This is a genomic window from Paenibacillus sp. FSL H8-0122, assembly GCF_038005345.1.
Classification (GTDB): Bacteria; Bacillota; Bacilli; order Paenibacillales; family Paenibacillaceae; genus Paenibacillus_AQ.
Map to the genome: position 1 here is coordinate 5,233,911 of NZ_JBBOTB010000001.1, position 17,753 is coordinate 5,251,663.

Annotated in this window: 19 protein-coding genes and 2 CRISPR repeat arrays (1 of these 21 only partly in view); of the genes, 8 read left to right on the forward strand and 11 right to left on the reverse strand. The window is 46.5% G+C overall.

All coding sequences use genetic code 11. The features are described from left to right. Nucleotides 1-34: 34 nt before the first annotated feature. Nucleotides 35-676, forward strand: a complete 642-nt coding sequence (locus tag NSS64_RS22575; RefSeq protein WP_341141587.1) for a pentapeptide repeat-containing protein — start codon at nucleotides 35-37, stop codon at nucleotides 674-676. On the opposite strand, the gene NSS64_RS22580 is transcribed toward NSS64_RS22575, so the two are convergent. Beyond that, a complete protein-coding gene (locus NSS64_RS22580) occupies nucleotides 673-1,158 on the reverse strand; it encodes a SprT family protein (protein ID WP_340944730.1) in 486 nt (161 codons plus the stop codon). The two genes, NSS64_RS22575 and NSS64_RS22580, sit on opposite strands and share 4 nt — an antisense overlap. Nucleotides 1,159-1,278: 120 nt before the next feature. Between NSS64_RS22580 and NSS64_RS22585 the strand changes: the two genes are divergently transcribed. Together NSS64_RS22585 and cmpA are read left to right on the forward strand one after the other, a co-directional pair. Further along, nucleotides 1,279-1,638 carry a hydrolase/acyltransferase gene (locus tag NSS64_RS22585; protein ID WP_340991370.1) on the forward strand — a complete coding sequence of 120 codons (360 nt, stop codon included), beginning with the start codon at nucleotides 1,279-1,281 and terminating at the stop codon, nucleotides 1,636-1,638. A gap of 119 nt (nucleotides 1,639-1,757) precedes the next feature. Beyond that, nucleotides 1,758-1,895, forward strand: a complete 138-nt coding sequence (gene cmpA / locus NSS64_RS22590) for a cortex morphogenetic protein CmpA (protein WP_340991369.1) — start codon at nucleotides 1,758-1,760, stop codon at nucleotides 1,893-1,895. Nucleotides 1,896-1,983: 88 nt separating this feature from the next. Here the strand turns inward: cmpA and NSS64_RS22595 are convergent, their stop codons facing one another. Together NSS64_RS22595 and NSS64_RS22600 are read right to left on the reverse strand one after the other, a co-directional pair. Beyond that, complete coding sequence (locus NSS64_RS22595) at nucleotides 1,984-2,154, reverse strand: hypothetical protein (protein WP_341141588.1); 171 nt, start codon at nucleotides 2,152-2,154, stop codon at nucleotides 1,984-1,986. Nucleotides 2,155-2,264: 110 nt separating this feature from the next. Next, nucleotides 2,265-2,759 carry a DinB family protein gene (locus NSS64_RS22600; protein ID WP_341141589.1) on the reverse strand — a complete coding sequence of 165 codons (495 nt, stop codon included), beginning with the start codon at nucleotides 2,757-2,759 and terminating at the stop codon, nucleotides 2,265-2,267. 172 nt (nucleotides 2,760-2,931) lie between these two features. On the opposite strand from NSS64_RS22600, the gene NSS64_RS22605 reads away from it, so the two are divergent. Beyond that, on the forward strand, nucleotides 2,932-3,504 hold the full coding sequence (locus tag NSS64_RS22605) for a CGNR zinc finger domain-containing protein (protein WP_341141590.1): 573 nt from the start codon (nucleotides 2,932-2,934) through the stop codon (nucleotides 3,502-3,504). Nucleotides 3,505-3,569: 65 nt separating this feature from the next. Here the strand turns inward: NSS64_RS22605 and NSS64_RS22610 are convergent, their stop codons facing one another. The 6 genes from NSS64_RS22610 to cas3 all read right to left on the reverse strand — a co-directional run bounded on the left by NSS64_RS22610 (nucleotide 3,570) and on the right by cas3 (nucleotide 11,560). Beyond that, nucleotides 3,570-4,694, reverse strand: a complete 1,125-nt coding sequence (locus NSS64_RS22610) for a GGDEF domain-containing protein (RefSeq protein ID WP_341141591.1) — start codon at nucleotides 4,692-4,694, stop codon at nucleotides 3,570-3,572. A 733-nt stretch (nucleotides 4,695-5,427) separates the two neighbouring features. Continuing rightward, the gene (gene cas2, locus NSS64_RS22615; RefSeq protein WP_341141592.1) at nucleotides 5,428-5,718 is read right to left on the reverse strand and encodes a CRISPR-associated endonuclease Cas2; all 291 of its coding nucleotides are present in this window, start codon (nucleotides 5,716-5,718) and stop codon (nucleotides 5,428-5,430) included. Between the two features lie 95 nt (nucleotides 5,719-5,813). Next, nucleotides 5,814-6,677: a type I-C CRISPR-associated protein Cas7/Csd2 gene (cas7c, locus tag NSS64_RS22620; RefSeq protein WP_341141593.1), complete on the reverse strand. Its 864-nt coding sequence runs from the start codon at nucleotides 6,675-6,677 to the stop codon at nucleotides 5,814-5,816. Further along, nucleotides 6,674-8,584 (reverse strand): type I-C CRISPR-associated protein Cas8c/Csd1, encoded by a 1,911-nt coding sequence (gene cas8c / locus NSS64_RS22625; RefSeq protein WP_341141594.1) that lies wholly within the window; start codon nucleotides 8,582-8,584, stop codon nucleotides 6,674-6,676. Before cas8c ends, cas7c begins: the two co-directional genes overlap by 4 nt. Nucleotide 8,585: 1 nt before the next feature. Then, a complete protein-coding gene (gene cas5c / locus NSS64_RS22630) occupies nucleotides 8,586-9,251 on the reverse strand; it encodes a type I-C CRISPR-associated protein Cas5c (RefSeq protein WP_341141595.1) in 666 nt (221 codons plus the stop codon). 41 nt (nucleotides 9,252-9,292) lie between these two features. After that, on the reverse strand, nucleotides 9,293-11,560 hold the full coding sequence (cas3, locus tag NSS64_RS22635; protein WP_341141596.1) for a CRISPR-associated helicase Cas3': 2,268 nt from the start codon (nucleotides 11,558-11,560) through the stop codon (nucleotides 9,293-9,295). A 925-nt stretch (nucleotides 11,561-12,485) separates the two neighbouring features. Here cas3 and NSS64_RS22640 point away from each other — a divergent pair. The 3 genes from NSS64_RS22640 to NSS64_RS22650 are packed head-to-tail and all read left to right on the forward strand — an operon-like array spanning nucleotide 12,486 to nucleotide 14,511. Further along, entirely contained in the window at nucleotides 12,486-12,851 is a 366-nt protein-coding gene (locus tag NSS64_RS22640) for an XRE family transcriptional regulator (RefSeq protein ID WP_341141597.1), read from the forward strand. Nucleotides 12,852-12,863: 12 nt separating this feature from the next. Continuing rightward, nucleotides 12,864-13,682 carry an ImmA/IrrE family metallo-endopeptidase gene (locus NSS64_RS22645; protein ID WP_341141598.1) on the forward strand — a complete coding sequence of 273 codons (819 nt, stop codon included), beginning with the start codon at nucleotides 12,864-12,866 and terminating at the stop codon, nucleotides 13,680-13,682. After that, nucleotides 13,675-14,511, forward strand: a complete 837-nt coding sequence (locus tag NSS64_RS22650) for a hypothetical protein (RefSeq protein WP_341141599.1) — start codon at nucleotides 13,675-13,677, stop codon at nucleotides 14,509-14,511. Before NSS64_RS22645 ends, NSS64_RS22650 begins: the two co-directional genes overlap by 8 nt. Nucleotides 14,512-14,566: 55 nt before the next feature. Beyond that, nucleotides 14,567-15,257: direct repeats of the CRISPR family, unit length 32 nt; unit sequence ATTTCAATCCACGCACTCGTATAGAGTGCGAC. 248 nt (nucleotides 15,258-15,505) lie between these two features. On the opposite strand, the gene NSS64_RS22655 is transcribed toward NSS64_RS22650, so the two are convergent. Beyond that, nucleotides 15,506-16,147 (reverse strand): hypothetical protein, encoded by a 642-nt coding sequence (locus NSS64_RS22655; RefSeq protein ID WP_341141600.1) that lies wholly within the window; start codon nucleotides 16,145-16,147, stop codon nucleotides 15,506-15,508. Nucleotides 16,148-16,261: 114 nt separating this feature from the next. Here NSS64_RS22655 and NSS64_RS22660 point away from each other — a divergent pair, with 114 nt between their 5' ends. Then, nucleotides 16,262-16,495, forward strand: coding sequence for a helix-turn-helix domain-containing protein (locus tag NSS64_RS22660; RefSeq protein ID WP_340991352.1), 234 nt, complete (start codon nucleotides 16,262-16,264; stop codon nucleotides 16,493-16,495). A 69-nt stretch (nucleotides 16,496-16,564) separates the two neighbouring features. Here the strand turns inward: NSS64_RS22660 and NSS64_RS22665 are convergent, their stop codons facing one another. Beyond that, the gene (locus NSS64_RS22665) at nucleotides 16,565-16,924 is read right to left on the reverse strand and encodes an SH3 domain-containing protein (RefSeq protein WP_340991351.1); all 360 of its coding nucleotides are present in this window, start codon (nucleotides 16,922-16,924) and stop codon (nucleotides 16,565-16,567) included. Nucleotides 16,925-17,026: 102 nt separating this feature from the next. Further along, nucleotides 17,027-17,753: direct repeats of the CRISPR family, unit length 32 nt; unit sequence ATTTCAATCCACGCACTCATGTAGAGTGCGAC; it runs 169 nt beyond the window's last position.

The window sequence follows — 17,753 nt, forward strand, 5'->3', positions numbered from 1 at the left end:
ACAAATAAGGATAGGAAATGCCAAGGAGGCCGACATGAATAACAAGATAGAACCACCCAGAATCCCAGATCCCGGGCTACTTACGCCGCAGGACATTCACACCCTTGCTTCCAAAGACGAATTTAGCCGCTGCCTCATTGAAGGGGCGCTCATTGAATATCAGGAGGCTACGCGGGTAGCCTTCGATAAAACCATTTTCAAAAACGTCACCATCACCGAATCCTCGCTGGAGCGCATCGAGCTTACCGATGTGATCTTCGATCATTGCGACCTGTCCAATGTGGATTTCAGCGACGCCTTCATACACCGGACCGAATTCAGGGATTGCCGCTTGATCGGCACAGACTTCACCAGAGCACGATTTCAAAATGTATCCATCACCGGATGTATCGGGGAATTCGCGGTCTTCCGTTTCGCCAACTTCAAAGGGGCTTCCTTCGAGCGCAGCTCGCTGGTCAGCGCGGATTATTACCAGTCCACCCTGAAAGACCTGTATTTCTCGGAATGTAATCTGGAGCAGGCCACGCTGGCAGGATGCAAGCTGAAGGGCGTTGACCTGAGCGACTGCGAGTTCACCGGCCTTCTGGTGGATCTCCAGGATCTGGAGGGCTGCATCATCTCTGCGGAGCAGGCGGCTTCTTTTGCCGGACTACTAGGTCTGGTTATCAAAAATTAAGTAGCCGGACCCGCGCCCGCCTCTAGCGCAATTAGCTTCAGCTTGCCGGAGCATTTACCGCAGCGGTACCGCCCGGGATCAGCCCGGCGCTTACGCAGATATTCAGTGGCACAGGTGATGCATACCAGCTTATACCGGTAAGGCTGCGGCTTGCGGGCCTTGGCTCCCGGCAGGGTCTGACAATACCGGCTGCCGCCGACGCGGGCCAGCAGCGTTTTGAAATCGGCATCCCGGTGCATGTACCCCCGCTTCGCCAGATGCAGATGGTAGTGGCAGAGCTCGTGCTTGATGATTCGCTCCGTCTCCTCCCGTCCGTACATCGCCAGCTGCTGGGGGTTAATCTCTATATTATGGCTCTTGGTAAAATACCGTCCGCCGGTTGTCGTAAGTCTGCTGTTAAAGCTCGCCGTATGCCGGAAAGGCACGCCGAAGCTGTTCAGCGACACCTGCTCAATCCACAGCTGCAGCTCTTCGTTGCTCATACTTGTCATAACGGTCCTTCACGGTCCTCTCCTCAAGGAAATCAGATCTCTACTTGAATTGTAACTTGCCCATGGGCTACACTGTCAAGAAGGAAGACAAGTTCGGAGGGAGAATGAAAGATGCCGAGAATGCGTTACGTAATTATGCAGCAGGAGCAGGAACTGCTATTCGTGGAGATGCCGGAGGAATATGCTTACCAGCTAAGCGCCCTCAATCTTCGCCTGAACAAAGAAATCGACAAGCTGACCGCCGAGAATGTGCCCGGACTGCCGCGGGCGGTGGCCGAATGCGAGGCGCTGGAGCTGCTGCGCGAAGAGCATCACCTGGAGTCGGGGCTGGCGTATATTAACCGGCTGGAGCAGGCTTTTGCCTCTATTAAGGAGGAGCATTACCCGCTGATCTCACTACTGACCGAAATCCGGGCGCTCCAGGCCCAGCTTGAACAATGGTATGAAGAGGAAGAAGAACGGGTGCAGTAACTCCGTTTCCGAACGTCCATGTGAAATTCGGCTTGGCTATCTGAAACTAACCGTGCACCTTTGGGCGAATTCCCCCATATGCTATCTATACACAGGAAGCATGCAGAGGAGGGGTACCCTTGCCACAATGGCTTCGCCAACAGCTTATGAAGGCCTATTTCAAGAAGGACTGCCGTCAGATTAGACTGCTGAATGAATGCTGGTTCTTTTACCGGAATACCGCCGATCCCCACGAGATGATCCAGAAGAACGTATAACCGGTTGAATTCAAAAAAGCCGCGATCCCCTGAGAGGTATCGTGGCTTTTTGGCGTGAATCCGTCCAAGCCTGCACGGGGCTGCCGGATTATTTGAACATCGGGAATACGTATTTCACCAGGAAAAACAGAACTCCGAAGGTGATAATAATGTAGGCTGCATATTTAATAAAAGTGGAGGCGACCAGACTGGAATCCGACTTCCGCTGCACCTCTGTCCGTTCAAACTCTACGCTTCTGTCCTTGTAATTCGGCTCCATCTTCAATCTCTCCTCTCGGGTTGTACTTGCATGTCTTCCATTAACCCGGGGATTTGGAGCTGAAACAGAGGTGTAAGGGCGCAGACTTCTTGTAAAATATGGCTGTCGCCTTAATCGAAACGGCGGGTGCTTGGCCAGGAGCCTTGCAGCTTGCGGACCAGTACAATCTGTCCCGTATGATAGGCATCATGCAGAATCAGGCTCATTACCTCTTCGCCCGGCGCATGTCCGGAGCCGCCCCATTCATAAGCGCCTTCCTCCAGAGCTACAATAATCTCGCGCAGTGAGGCATGAATGGACTTCAGCTTGTCTACCGCCTGCTTCCAGTCCTCTTCCCCGCTTCCTGTTACAGTGAACGTGGCGTCATTGCTCTCCAGATCAGGAAATTTCTCCATCCCCTTAAGCTTACGCAGCAGACGCTCCTTATAATACGTCAGATGGTTAACGTTCTCCCAGATCGAATTGCCCGCCGCTCCCTCCGGCTTCCAGAGGGCCTGCTCACTGTTCACACCTTCAAGCGCAGCACTCAGCGGCGGTTGCCAATCCTCTACATCCATTACATAATCCCAATTCTCCAATAGAACATCGCTGATTTTGTTTTCCATTTGAATTCCTCCTGTAATTTGTGGGTGTCAATGATTTGGTAACGACTAAACAACCATAATAACAGTTACACGAGCACTTTAACATATTTGCCGGAGTGTATCAAGTAACTAGCATAACTTATTTTTAACTGTTACAATCAAGGGAAAGATCATGCGAAGGGACAGATGAAGCTTGCTGTGGGTAGATTTCATGAACAGCTATTGGCGGAATTGGCGGACTAGTGACCGGAGCACAGACCAGGACCGGCTGGACGAGCCGGAATGGGTGGAGAATTGGCTGGAGGAGCAGAAACTGCCGGCGGCCGGCCCTCTCCTCCCGGAGGAGCTGGAGCAACTGAAAGAACTGCGCGGCTTGTTGTGGGACGAGCTGCAGCGGCTGGTCGCGGGAGAGTCTCCGTCTACAGAACTGATTGCGCAGTTAAATACGTACATGGGCAACGGGCCGGTTGTGCGCCGTGTGGTCTGGACGCCCGCAGGTGACGCAGAGATCTCCCTCCAGCCGCAGCGTGCGGACTGGGGGCAGATTATGGCGGAGATTGCCGCCTCTTTTGCGGCTGCGCTGCTGGAGAAGGAACCCTCCCGCTTCCGCATTTGCGGGAATCCTGACTGTCTCTGGGTCTATTACGACGATACCCGCAACCGCTCGAAGCGGTACTGTGACGACAAGCTGTGCGGGAATCTGATGAAGGTGCGGCGGTTCCGGGCACGCAAAAAAGCAGCGGAGGGTGAAGCTTCGAAGGAGTAAGCGTGTTACCGACGGCGGATGAATCATCGGCAGCGTAAGCAAGTTACCAGTTGAGACAAATTTGACTACACAGCGTTCCGCTGCGTCAGCGTAGTATTTTTGCCGGAGTGCTTGGCCGTATAGAGGAGATTATCAACTTCTTCGAAGAGCGTTTCTTTGGTGGTGCCTTCGGCATAGCTCTTGAGGCCAATGCTGACGGTCACCGCCCGGTTCTCCATCTCTTCATGGAGCGTCTCCGACAGCCGGTGACGTATCCAATCGATTAGCTCATAAGCCTCCTCGAAGCTCTTCTCGAACAGCAATACCGCAAACTCCTCGCCGCCGTAGCGGGCAGCAATATCTGCCGCAGAGAGATGGTCCTTGATGATCTGCGCGACCCGGGCCAGCACCAGATCCCCCGTACGGTGTCCATATTTATCGTTAATTTGCTTGAAATTATCGATATCCACCAGCGCAAGATGGAACGGGGCGCCCTGGCTGCCGTATTCCAGCGCTTTTTCATAGAATTCGTGAAAAGAAATATGGTTATACAGCCCCGTCAACGCATCGGTGCTCGACAGCTTGCGGATCACCGCGTTCTCGATCATCAGATCCTGCTTGGCCGTTAAGGTAGCTTCCAGATCGCTCGCCAGCTCACGCCCGTTAATGATAATAATCCCCGCGACCAGTGTGCCGACCAGCAGGAAGAGCGGGATCGCAATCAGATCGAAATCCGTCAGATAATACTTGAACCAGTAATCCCAGCGATACAGAATGAAGAATGCGGCCCCCTGGAGGGCAGACGTAAACAAGGTCAGATCCAGCCGAAAAAAGATCGCCGACGCCATAATCGGCAGCAGCATCAACGCCCCGATAATCCGGATGTCCATATTCAGGTGAATAATCATCATCGCGATAATCGTCCCCGCCACAAACAGCAGCACGAAGGAATACTTCGGTGCCGCAACATCCACCAGCTGCGTCAACCCGACCACCGCACTCATCAGCACCGTCGGATACAGCAGCACCTCATAATAGAATTCATGCGCCCCCATGGGATACGGCAAACAGATGAAAGACCCAAGCTGGGCTAGAAAATGCAGAACAATCACCAGCCAGTACGTATACAGAAACCGCTTGACCCACTTCGCCTGCCGGTGCGCAGAAGTCTCCGAAGGGCCCATGTAATCTCTCAATCTCCACGCTCTCACCTGTTGCCCCCCGATTAAATTCACTAGGATGTACACATTTCTCCTATTTTAACACGCCAGTGTCCGGGTCGGATACTCACTTGTGGGATATGTACGGGAGATGTTTAGGGGAGAAGTTGGGTTGGATATCGGGGGCAGGTGTTGGTATGTGGGTGATTATTCTTTGTGCGATTTCAATTCATGTTTGTACATATGGAGGGGACAGACCATGCCTGTGATAATGCACACTCCAACATGAGGAGCGACAGCGGCGCGCGATCGCGAAGCCAGGCTTCATCCGATTTCAATCCACACTCCTGTATGAGGAGCGACTTGTTGCTGGATCTTTTTTGCTTGCTCTGCTTTATTTCAATCCACGCTCCTGCATGAGGAGCGACCGTCAAAGTTCAAGTCACCCCAGTATGTATCAGCATTTTAATCCACGATCCTGCACGAGGAGCGACAACTGCAAAAGCAGATCCGGGGGCTCACCAACCAATTTCAATCCACCTTCCTGCATGAGGAGCGACATGGCCGATAAATTCGTCTTGATGCTGATTAACAAATTTCAATCCACGCTCCCGCACTAGGAGCGACAGCGATTTTACATCAAAAAAAGGAAACAACTCCTCCTTATAGATGAAAATTCATGTATTTAATTACTTTCAAACATAAACCCATCAATATATTAACATAATTTTCTAAAACCGTGGTGCGAATCTCCCAGGGATTTCATGTGAGCCTCACATTCGCACTACAGGATCAACGGGCCTTCAAGGTCAAAGGATTCCTTAATCCCCACATGTTCAACCTTGTTTTTATAGTTTTTTCCCAGTTGATAGAATCTGAGACTATCTTCCTTCTGATCAATAATGTCCTTCAGCTTCAACTTCAGCTCAGTAAATTGCGCTGCTTCCACTATGCACTCGAACACTGAGCTCTGAACACGCTGCCCGTAATTCTGGCAGACCTTAGCTACCCGCCGCAGCCTGCTCTGACCTGTACTCGTGGTTGTACTTACATCATACTTGATTAGCACTAACACTTCCTAAACCTATTTCCGAAGACTCATACAGATCATTATGCAAATGGCGGGCAAGCAGCAATACTTAAGCATGAGACCCTCTTTGTCCAATAATTCTATCTCTCAATCATATTTACCCCTTCAGGCAACTCGGAACGATCAATAGTGATATGGTAATCCTTATAATCTCTCGCTGGCACTCCAGGAACACTTTCAGCATGAATACGTTCAAACAGCTTGTGAGCAGGCGCATTACCTAAGACAGAACTATGTTCAAAAATAATCAATTTGCGAAGTGCCATCTGTCCACGGGCGGCAGAGCGATCATATTCGAACATGTTCTCAATCGCAACCCACAACAATTCCAGGTCATCCGAAGTAAAGTTCGTCTGTTGAGCCAAATGCCCCGAGATGTAACCATCCATTCTATAAAGTCCGTAGGGGATGATATGCTTGCGCCCCATCTCCCGCTCCTTATCAGTTCCCTCTTGAGTAACAGCCTGGCGGGTTATGGTTAGCTCTTGAGAGAATACGGGGTCAATACTTCTTGCAAAAGTAAACTGTACAGGACCACGAACCTGTCCGCAGTTAATCTTAGTAGTCATAACCGCCCCAAACGTGCGAACGTCAAAAAAGTTATCACACATCCAGCGGGTAAGTTTATAGCTTTCTGCTTTATCCGCAGGTTTCAACTCTTTCAATTTATCTGTATCCTCTTCGCGCAACGCCCGATAGGCTTGACGATGTTGTTCATTGAGCACCGCGCCCTCAGACACATAAATATTATGGCCTTCTTGCCCATTTTTTGTTACCTCTACATAGTTGCGGATTTTGCGTTTAAGACATACATCTGTTACGATTCCATGCCCTGTTTCCGGATCAATTCTCGGCATATTACCAGCATCAGGATCTCCGTTCGGATTGCCATTCTTAACATCAAAAAAGATCGTAAACTCATGGCGGTTAATAGGGGTACTCATTGTTCATCCTCACCTTTCTTATCCTTGTTATTTGGAGTAGGGGCATCCGTTTCCGAATTAGTGCCAGTCCCGCTTATTTTACTGGCAGTATGCTGCGCCTGATGATAGTATCCAAGAATAAACAAGCCTTGCTCTTCAAGATTCAAATGGGTTGGAAATTTAGGAACGCCGGATAATACCTCACCGATATCCCGGTCTCTAAACTTTCCGAACTTTGCCTTTGGATTAGAGATGTGCGCCTGCGCCAAACGGATTAGGTTCGGAAAAACCGCCAATGGGGTAGTAGAAGCAGAGGAAAAGTACCGATCTTTAATCGTCGTATTTAATTTGCCGTACCCCCCTGAGGCTTCGATCTGCGCCCGTTCCAGAACCGCGAATAATCTGCCAAGTCTATAGGCTACGGTTTGTGTCTCACTATTCTCGTTAAGCTCCATCGTCAGTGCTCCTTTCAGCACATCATTGTTATTGATCCGTGCATAACGCTGCAAATACGCCTTGATGACTGATGCCCGAACCCATGCACTTCCCGCCGATTCACCATAAGGTGATATTCTTCCGTCCACCCTAATACGACCGATAATTGCTGCAAATACTGAATATGGATAGGCGCTGCCTTGAAGTACAGAACGAAACCATGCACCAGCCATTGCAGCGGTTGCCTTTTTTATTTTGCCTGAATCCATATTTGCGTGGACCGTTTCCCGCATAACCCGATAAAGGCTTGGCAGCACAGGAGACTTGTCCCCAGGACGACTCATAGCCATGTCTGCGGAATGCTGTGACAATCGTACAAATAGAGAATCAAAAGTACCCTGCCAGAAATAACGAACAGCCAGACGGGCAACATTCGGCGATAGCCCCAGTACAGTAAACAGTGCCTGTGGAGCAGGCAACATATCTTCTGACACTTCTATACCGCTGCGAACACGAAGCATTATATCCTTTAGCTGTTCAGTACCCTGAGAATCCTCCTCCAGTTGTTCCTCCGGTTCGTTATCAAAAAAACTTCCGAACATTTCCTCTTGAGCAGCCCACTCCTTTCCTTGCCCTGGCTGACGGTCCGCCCAGAAGACAACTGTCATATCACCTACGCCCCGCAGCCGATTCTCCCTAGAGGCAAGCAGATGGTTTAATGCTTTAGCATATCCTGCTGCCGCTTCCTCGCTCACTGGTGCGTTATAACTTTGTTCTTTACCATAGGATAGGAGTGCAGGAAAATTAAAAGAAACCAAATTAGCTCCAACGGATTGAGCATCTGCAACCCCTTTGATCTTGATCTCATGAGTACGGGCAATGGGACGGTTCGCTTCACCGGAGATGAGACAGGTTCCATAGACGGCTCCCTCCTTGTCTTCTCTTCGAGAATGGGTCCAGATACTTATCATTTCAGCTGTCTGGTGAACGAAGGGATCGCTTCCTTGCAGCCTAAAGATAAAGTTATTATCTGTTCCAGATAGCGCTTTGTTCAGACTCAGTTGAAAAAATTCATCACCTTCAGGCTCTTCAGGATTCCAACGTTCAAAAAAATTCAAGACTGCAAGGCCATCAGGTGAAACACAACCATCGAGCAGAGAACGGTGCAACACGCGGCTGGCCTCAAATTTCTTGAGCGATGTGGAAAGAACTCCGTTTTTTTCAATCAGACCAAAAATATATTCTGCTTTATCCGATAAAAAGTAAGGCTTCACCCCGCTTGAACGTGCTCCATGCTCCGGTACATCCATCGAAATGGACAAAGGCCTTTTGCCACGATTATCACGGATATCCAAAATACGCAGCGGTCGGCCGTCTGTAGCAAGCTCCAGCACAAAAGAGATCTTGTCCGTGCTGAAACCAGGTGGAGCCATACCTGAAGCCGGATCTTGAGAGAGCTTTAGATAACGCTCATAAAGAGACTGGGTGATCATCTTATTTCCCTCCTTTACTCAAATCCGGTACGTCAATAATTCCCGCATTCATTACAGCACGGAAAAATTTTGCCTCCATACTAGCTTCGTAATCGAGATCCCAGAGCATCCACTGCAAATCTCGTTCTCCAGCCCCGGCATAATAAGAAATAGGCGCGGCTTGTCCGCTCTCAATTAATTGAAAATTGGCAGGAAACTCCCGACAACCTAAGTAGGGTTGTTGAAACACTTGTCCTAAACGCGCACGGCGGAGAAAAATATTATAATGCTTTTGTGGAGTGTCCATAGCTCCCGCTTTTGAGGTCATCTCAAAGTGTGCCTCTATAATATATCCGACCTGCTTTAGCATTAAGGTCATCCGCTGTTGCCGTTCCTCCGTCACATTCTGACGAACATTGCTTGTTTTGCCGTTCATAGCTGACTTAACAATAGCAGCAGATAGTTTAGATTCTGTCTCATTGCGGCGAATGGATTCAAATTTAATTTCGTTCAGTACATGAATACGATCGACCACCCACCGGATGGCCGGCTTCCAGTGAAGGCTCTCGAGAATACCTCGAGCTGCAGAAGGAGTGATGACATCATAACTGACTCGCTCAGCCTTCATTTCCGGGCGCGTAAAACATGCATAGTCCCCCCAAACATGGAGCTTAATACCGTATCCCATATGTTCACCTCCGTTAGCTATTAAGGTAGCTTTCTTGCTCATTAAGCAGAGTAAGGCTTGACTCCCGTCTGCTGGCTGTACCATAATTCAGGACGTTCTAGCATTCTGATGCCCGGGCTAATCTCTGTAAGTTCTCCCGCTTGCTTAAAAGCCTCATATTCCCGTTCATATAGTTGAACCGTATAAGGCTGAAGTTTCCTCACAAGCTCTCTACTTAATTGAGGAGCATGGCGAAGACGCTTAAGCAGAATCGAGAATGCAGTGTTATTATCCTCTACAAGCATTTCCTCTTCAGTCTTGTAGGGAATGATGACCGGCTCCATCTGCTCATCAATCATCCGGAATTCCCGGCCGATCTCAGCAAAAGGAAAGGCGAGCTGTCTGCCGTTTCTTTCAATCTTGGCAATAATCTCCTTGCCGTCCGTAGAGTCTTTGTTCCCGATGTGTTGAAAATAAGAAAGTTCGGCAAAATACCGCTCAACTGCTGAGACGGATAGCGGATCAAGCCCTTCCTCCAAACTATCTTTAAGAATAGTTCTAGCTATATTGCCCGTTAAACTCATCCAACCCGCAGGTAGCCCCCGCTCCAGTTCAAAAACATGTACTTTACCATGAGACAATTTCCCATTCCGGTTACATCGTCCAGCCGCCTGAGCAATTGAATCAAGTCCAGCTAACTCACGGTAAACCTCCGGGAAATCTACATCCACTCCTGCTTCAATTAATTGCGTACTGATTAAGAGGCAAGGCTGATCAGACTCAAGGCGTTGACGAACCACGTTTAATATATCCATTCTGTGTCTAGGACACATTCTCGCACTTAAGTGATACAATCCCTCAAGTGTATTAGCGGATTTGGAATGTAGGCGCTGCAAAGACTTAAATAGCTCACGGGCAGTCTTACGGGTATTAACAATACACAATGCCTGACGCAGACCATTCAATTCTTCAGCTAAGCCGTCAAGACTTACAATTCCACGGCTGAATACTTTTACACGTTCAAATTGTCTGAAGCGTAATTCCGGGTGAGTCACAATTTCTTTAACATCAATTTGCCGCTTCATACGGGGGTGATTCAATGTTTCCGAAGCTGGCGGTTGTGTTGCAGTACACATAATCACAGTACACCCATAATTCCGAACAAGCTCCTCCAGTGCGTACATACAAGGTTTGAAAAAAGCTCCATTCATCATCTGTGCCTCATCCAGCACGATAACGCTGTTCGTAAGATTATGCAGCTTGCGGGTCTGGGAACGTTTGTGAGAAAACAGGGATTCAAAAAACTGCACATTTGTCGTCACGATAACAGGCATGTCCCAATTCTCTTCAGAAAGCCTTCTCGTATCACGGAGCCTGCGCACTTCCTTCTCTTCTTCTAATAATTCTTCCGACTCATCCGTGTCATGGTGAACATTGGAATGATGCTCCAGCACAACCTCTTCCCCTAATACATCACCAAAAATAGCAGCGTTTTGCTCGATTATGTTGGTATGAGGAATTGCGTATATGATTCGCTCCAATTCCTTATGCTGCACTGCATGTCCCAAAGCAAAGCCCAGCGAGATCAACGTTTTACCACTGCCGGTAGGTAAGGTTAATGAGAATAGGCCCCGGGGCTGTGAGGCTATGCCCATACACTCATTGAATATTTCGGTGCGCAAATAATCAATTTGACTACTAGGTTTAGAGAATCGCTTCGCCATAAAATCCTGAAAGCGCTTAAGTAAAACAGGGAAATTGGCAACCACTCCTCTCTTATCCGCTTGATCCGGATTTAAGAAGCGTTCTGTGTTCAAAGTATCTGCATCGACCAGGCAAGAAAAAAGCATTCGAGTAAGAAAAGACAACTGAAAAGATGATGATATTCCCGGCTGCAACGAAAACTGTGTTGGCAGTTCAGGAATTTTGATCTCACGAAATGCTGCACTATAATCATCCAAATCTTTTACCAGTCTGCGCGCAAGGCAAGAATCCGCTCCAGAAATTGTCCCATAGTCTGGCAAGCCGCTATGATGACCAGCAATGATGTAGGATAAGATTACAGCCAAGCGTTGATTAGAACCAGCCTCAATGATTTCTCTTGCTCCTGCTGTGGAATGATCCACTCTTCTACTTGATCCCTTAAGCCTACTTTGAAATTCATCAGAATATTTCCCAAGATCATGAAGATATCCGGCTATGTAACCCCATTTCTCCATTCCAAATCGACTAGCAAATTTAGCTGTTAATTGGGCCACTTCAGTTAGATGATTCAATAATAGCTGCCACTCACTTTTATCTGCAGAATCTGTACTGTGCGCGTAGTACATTATTCACCTCATATTAACTTTCTTGTGTTTAAAAATTAAATATTGTTTATATTTTAACTTATCTCTGATGATTTGTATACAAAAAAATCCAATATGATCCGAAATATACCATCCTCCATGTATTGCATCCTGCAAGTACTCCATATAATATAAATAAAGTGCTTAGTCGCTCCCCAAGGATGCGTGGATTGAAACTTGTGGTTAAATATTATTAAAAAAGAAGCTAGTCCAGAGTAGTCTGGAACTAGCTTCTTTTGTGTGAGTATTATGGTTAATCCATGCACTCACGTAGAGCGCGACCCAAGGCTCCATGGAAACCGGATTGGATGCACGATATTTCAATCCACGTACCCACGTAGAGTGTGACGGAACTTTAACAAAGTACATGCGAAAACACAACATATTTCAATCCACGCACTCACATAGAGTGCGACTATGCTGCCAAGGTGAGCACTGCAACCGCAGCAGTAGTATTTCAATCCACGTACTCATGTAGAGTGCGACAACGGAAAAAGCGTACCCCATGCTTTTCTCATATAAATTCACTAACTGTTCCCCTAATCTATTCTTGGAAAGATTATACTACCATCCTTGACTTCTAAAGACTACCCTCATATTTATAAACTTCCGATAAATTCCGAGATGCGAATCTCCCAGGGATTTCATGGGAGCTTGGCATTCGCACCAGCTCTTTATTCCATATTACTCCACAGCTCATATTCTGCAAAATAATAATTTCTTCAACTCGCTCCCACTTTGATTACCTCATCCTGTTCTTTTCAAGATCCCAGTATATTCTTCCAGCTTCCCACCAATACTAATTTATAAATTTACATTTTGTAAAAAAAATTTTTACAATCATTTTCAATTCCTTTATAATACAAAATATAATACAACGTATCTTACACAAAGTGAGGTGTATAACATGACCATCAATTATTTCGAGCACCGGGAGACAATTGCTAAGAATGTGCTGAACTTTTTGCGGCTGAAAGGGTTCTCTAAACTCTCTTTGTCGAAACAGACAGGGATCTCCCGCCCAACCATCGATCAAATCATTAAAGGCGAAAGCCCCAGCCCTAAGCAATACAACTCGCAAATTGAAAAGATCAATCACGCCTTTGATTTGCCGGAAGACTACTTTATCACATCGCGCATCTCTCTGCCGTCCACTCCCCCAGCCTATGCTTACTCCGATCATGGTGATGGTTCAGCGAAGGACCCGATGGTTAGGGAGCTTTTAGATGGCTTGGATAACATTTTGGATATTTATTCTTTGTATTTACGTTGAGGGGGTTGGAACGTGCGGATTACGAGCAAAAACTTAGATGAGACAGTGGAACTCAATCTGAAGATTGAACGGCAAGTCGAGGAGCATATCGCTTATATTGACAAACGCCTAATTAAATGGAGATCCCTTCCCCTGGAAGAGCAGGCCTATGAAATCCTGAAAGAATACAATTTGATTGAACTCCCGATCCCGGATGAGAATTGGGGGGGCGCTATCCGAAAGTTCTCTAGTGGTCTAACCGTCCCGGTCATAAACACTGCGCAGCCCAGGCTTTATCAATACTTTATCTACTGGCATGAAATTTATCATTTAACGGAGCATGAGGAAATGGGTAGCCATCTGGAGGACTACGAGATTACGATCGAATTTGATTTAAATGAGCGAAAAGCCGATTATTTTGCCAGCCAGATGATTTTTGGACGACATGATTTGTATGATTACTATCTCTCCCTGAGGCATGATGATTTCCTGGTTAATGCGGCCCATTGCATGAAATCCTTCAAGGCACCCTACAAGGCCGTACTGATTCAACTCTATCAGATTGCCAAAAAAAACCGGAATGAGTCGCTCCAGCAACAAATCAGACTGTACTTTGATAAGCATTGGTCAATGGAAGAGTGGTCAGCGATTTTTCATGAATATGCACTGGATGATTCCTTAATGAAACCCTCACTAATTATTAATCTGAACCCGATTATAGTTGCTATACGGGAACAAATTGAGGCGCACCCTGATGTGGAGTTGTACCAGGAGAATCTGCGCGTGGTGGAGAAATGGGCCGGGAAATACAGCGCTGTGCAAAAGGAACTAAAGGAGCATTTGAATGGGTAATTACAGCGACCTTGAACAATTAGTACGTACAGCTAATCAAATAAAAATATTGATTTTGGATACGGGGAATATTCAATTTTTCTATCAACATAGAGACGTACTCCCCTCCTCTTTCATCTTCAATCGCTATGATCTTGTTCTTATCCCAGGCTGGGTTCATGCCGAGTATGCTCATCATTCGGGAAAATCCGCATACATTGCTTCTCTTCCCAAACCTTACTTTATCGTCGATGAGGTGGATGACTACTTGCCTATGCTAGGTTACAGCGACAAAAAGCTGATGGAGTTATTTCGATTGGCAGCGCCGAATGAACACTCCCAACGGTTTTTTAACATGTACAAGGGTTTGGGGGCAGAGGATTATCCGGATGATTGGATTGAACAATACTATGAGCAAGGCTTCTTTACCCGCGAAACGCAAACCATGGTTACCAAAAAGAATGCAGGGGAAGTCTCGGTCCTAGCATTATGCTTCGCCTTGCTCTCACACTATCCTACGCAGTTGTCAAACCTAGCTATCGCCTCAAGTGATCTCGGTATAATGAACATTAAGGATCGGATGGTTCAGGAAGCACACAAAACCCTTAACCTGGGTACGCCGATTTCCCCACCCATTTCTTACTTCAGTAAGGACGTCTTACTATTTCTTGCTGTAAAAGAAGGCATCCTTCACACTCATCAAATCCCTGCTCTGCGCCCCAATTCAAGCTCTTCTACTTATGTAGAGTCATTCTCCGATGGAACAACAGTCTTACACCGGCATCTGCTCCATTCCTCTGACTTTGAAGAAATCTGTAGGAATTATCAGCGTTATCAGATGATTTTTTAGGTAGGGGGACGGGTCGTAGCAACTGGACTCGCCTCTCATATATAAAGTGTACGCAATTTCAATCCATGCACTCGTATGGAGTGCACTCCCGTACTACAGCACCGACCCTACCACCTCTCTAATTTCAATCCACGCACTCGTATAGAGTGCGACGCTATACGACACAGTAGGCAGCTTAGCAATATCTATTTCAATCCACGCACTCGTATAGAGTGCGACTCCCACTTGTACGAGGACATCCAAGCATGCAAAATTTCAATCCACGCACTCGTATAGAGTGCGACTGCGGAAGACGGGGAATCACTTCCGAGGCTTCAAATTTCAATCCACGCACTCGTATAGAGTGCGACGGGACTTTTCCGGTATTGCGACCACAGATGAAATTTCAATCCACGCACTCGTATAGAGTGCGACACAGAGGAGAATGAGGATGAAAACAGCACAGAGCAATTTCAATCCACGCACTCGTATAGAGTGCGACCTTTTTTCAGAGCTGATTAGCACCGGCTTGCGTTCGATTTCAATCCACGCACTCGTATAGAGTGCGACTCAAATTCCTCTCTACTCATAAATAATTCAAAACATTTCAATCCACGCACTCGTATAGAGTGCGACATATGGCTGGTTTGCACATTGGGTTCCTGCTGGTATTTCAATCCACGCACTCGTATAGAGTGCGACACGCTACCCTCATAAGGTAGAGATCATCGGTTCATTTCAATCCACACACTCGTATAGAGTGCGACAGCGGAAAACAGCATAACCTATGCTTTTTCCGTATTAATTCACTATCTTCCTCCAAACTCTATTCTAGAAAAAGTATCAGCCCACTCTTGACTTTCCAAGCACACTCTTTAAATGTTAGAGTTTCGACAAATTCTGAGGTGCGAATCTCCCGGGGATTTCATGGAAGCATGGCATTCGCACCAGCCTTATCCCTTATTTTACCCGACAGCTTATAATCTGCAAAACGATTTTGCTCACTCCTAGTATTTTATCTAGCTTCATTGACCCGTTCAGCCTGTTCAATAGATTGAATAAATGTTAAAGAGGGTTGTTCTTTTCTGAATTCAACAGCCAGCTCAGCGGAACCTCCAGCTTGCACCCAATCCCAATAATCCAATGTATCTACATTTTCCAAGTACAATCGGGATAAGGCTTCGATCGGGTTTATTTTATACATACTTTCAAAGTCTGGAGTAGGCATTGGATCATTTAGTAGATACTCATTTTTCAGATCATATAACACTGTAAAAATGCTATAATGATTAACGTTAACAATCGTATTTATAAACTGATTGCATCTTACTGGTGTATTTAAAATAATTTGCATGTCATTAACTAACGCTTTGTCATCACAGTTAATAATCGCTACCAATTCTCGAGCTGTTAGGTCAGACGTATCAGGTGCCTTTTCAATAATAATTGTCCAGGGAGGATACGCTCCCATTTTAAAAACCTTAATCGCATCCGTAACATGACAACCAATTGTCTGCCATTTACGTCCCAGCGCATCAGTCAAATGATAGTAGTGGATCGTATCCGGTAATCCATTTAGCTCTGGCCACACCAAGTTTTTCCGGGATATGTCCAGAATAGCTTGAGTATTGAGTTTGCGAGGGCGACGTTTGGACATAGAGCAACCTCCATTTGATTACCTCCAAAAACTGCACGTTTAAAGTTCAACTTCTATATCAATAATATACATCATGCACTATGAAAGTGCAATCATTATTATTAGGAGGTCCCCATGGAATTTGATAAATATACACTGCACTGTAAACTCGACAAAATTTTAAAGGCACACAATATCTCAGTACTAAAATTGTCTAATGAAATCGGACACCGAAGAACAACCATTATGGAATTAGTGCATAACACCAACATGGATAAAAAGAAAATATCAGCAGAATTAATCATGAAGCTATGCCTCTATTTTGAAGTCAGCCCTAACGAATTATTTGAGGTACGCCGGAAGGAATAGGATAGGATTAAAAAAGCACTGAGTCCTGCGGCTGCGCAGATATTCAGTGCTTTTATTTATAAGATGGAGCTAACCAGATTCGTGTAAGTCAGATAAACAAAAAGCTGGGACCCAACCGTATTCGTTATTATCCGTTTTACAGTAAGTCCAATCGTTTAAGTGCTTTAACCCCCACAGTATATCTCCTTGAGTAACTGTCAGTTCATGAGCGGAATAATCTTCGATCACTTTTGCAATATCATGGCTATCTGGAGAAGTTAAAATCTGCTTCGGCACCCATCCCTCTTTGCTAGTGGACACTGATCTACAAAAAATCCAATTAGGAAATTGAGTATCCTCCCTGCCATACCAAACTTCTTGACCTTTTTGCAGGATGATTGGATCAGGATAAGTAGATGTATGAGCTTTGATTACAATGTATTGTTGCACGGTAGGGGGCCTCCTTTATCATTAAAAAAAGGGGGATATATTTAACAGACGTGAAGAGCTTATCTAAAGTGCGACGATAGAGTTGTACGGGCACACGTTAGGTCTACAATTCACGCACTCGTGTAGAGTGCGACCCATAGGAGCCATTCGATAAAGGAGTGTTACCCATAATTTCAATCCACGCACTCATGTAGAGTGCGACACCCAGCTTGCGGCGGCCTACCTCTCCCAGTTTCCATTTCAATCCACGCACTCATGTAGAGTGCGACGGAGCGCAATCACAATAATGCAGGCCGTTGGTGAATTTCAATCCACGCACTCATGTAGAGTGCGACACCTAACCTACCTTTAAGTATATTCATGAAACTATTTCAATCCACGCACTCATGTAGAGTGCGACGGGGAGGGGGTCAATCAGCTGACGTTCGCGGAACTATTTCAATCCACGCACTCATGTAGAGTGCGACTACAAAGACGCGAAGTACAGGGAGGTGTCCGCTATTTCAATCCACGCACTCATGTAGAGTGCGACTCGAACCGGGATTCTTAACCAATCCGGCCGAGGAAATTTCAATCCACGCACTCATGTAGAGTGCGACAATGATAACCGGGATACGATCATTTGCTGTAGGTATTTCAATCCACGCACTCATGTAGAGTGCGACACACGCAGCCGGATCTCATGGGCAACTCCCGAAGATTTCAATCCACGCACTCATGTAGAGTGCGACAATATAACCAATCTACAGCAAAACATAGAAGCAAATGGATTTTAATCCACGCACTCATGTAGAGTGCGACTTCAACAGTTGAAGCAATCGGTCATCGA

What these genes read in the sequence shown, in the direction of transcription:
- NSS64_RS22575 (WP_341141587.1), top strand. Translation starts at nt 35, where the DNA reads ATGAATAACAAGATAGAACCACCCAGAATCCCAGATCCCGGGCTACTT.
- NSS64_RS22580 (WP_340944730.1), bottom strand. Translation starts at nt 1,158, where the DNA reads ATGAGCAACGAAGAGCTGCAGCTGTGGATTGAGCAGGTGTCGCTGAAC.
- NSS64_RS22585 (WP_340991370.1), top strand. Translation starts at nt 1,279, where the DNA reads ATGCCGAGAATGCGTTACGTAATTATGCAGCAGGAGCAGGAACTGCTA.
- NSS64_RS22595 (WP_341141588.1), bottom strand. Translation starts at nt 2,154, where the DNA reads ATGGAGCCGAATTACAAGGACAGAAGCGTAGAGTTTGAACGGACAGAG.
- NSS64_RS22600 (WP_341141589.1), bottom strand. Translation starts at nt 2,759, where the DNA reads ATGGAAAACAAAATCAGCGATGTTCTATTGGAGAATTGGGATTATGTA.
- cas7c (WP_341141593.1), bottom strand. Translation starts at nt 6,677, where the DNA reads ATGAGTACCCCTATTAACCGCCATGAGTTTACGATCTTTTTTGATGTT.
- cas8c (WP_341141594.1), bottom strand. Translation starts at nt 8,584, where the DNA reads ATGATCACCCAGTCTCTTTATGAGCGTTATCTAAAGCTCTCTCAAGAT.
- cas5c (WP_341141595.1), bottom strand. Translation starts at nt 9,251, where the DNA reads ATGGGATACGGTATTAAGCTCCATGTTTGGGGGGACTATGCATGTTTT.
- cas3 (WP_341141596.1), bottom strand. Translation starts at nt 11,560, where the DNA reads ATGTACTACGCGCACAGTACAGATTCTGCAGATAAAAGTGAGTGGCAG.
- NSS64_RS22640 (WP_341141597.1), top strand. Translation starts at nt 12,486, where the DNA reads ATGACCATCAATTATTTCGAGCACCGGGAGACAATTGCTAAGAATGTG.
- NSS64_RS22650 (WP_341141599.1), top strand. Translation starts at nt 13,675, where the DNA reads ATGGGTAATTACAGCGACCTTGAACAATTAGTACGTACAGCTAATCAA.
- NSS64_RS22655 (WP_341141600.1), bottom strand. Translation starts at nt 16,147, where the DNA reads ATGTCCAAACGTCGCCCTCGCAAACTCAATACTCAAGCTATTCTGGAC.
- NSS64_RS22660 (WP_340991352.1), top strand. Translation starts at nt 16,262, where the DNA reads ATGGAATTTGATAAATATACACTGCACTGTAAACTCGACAAAATTTTA.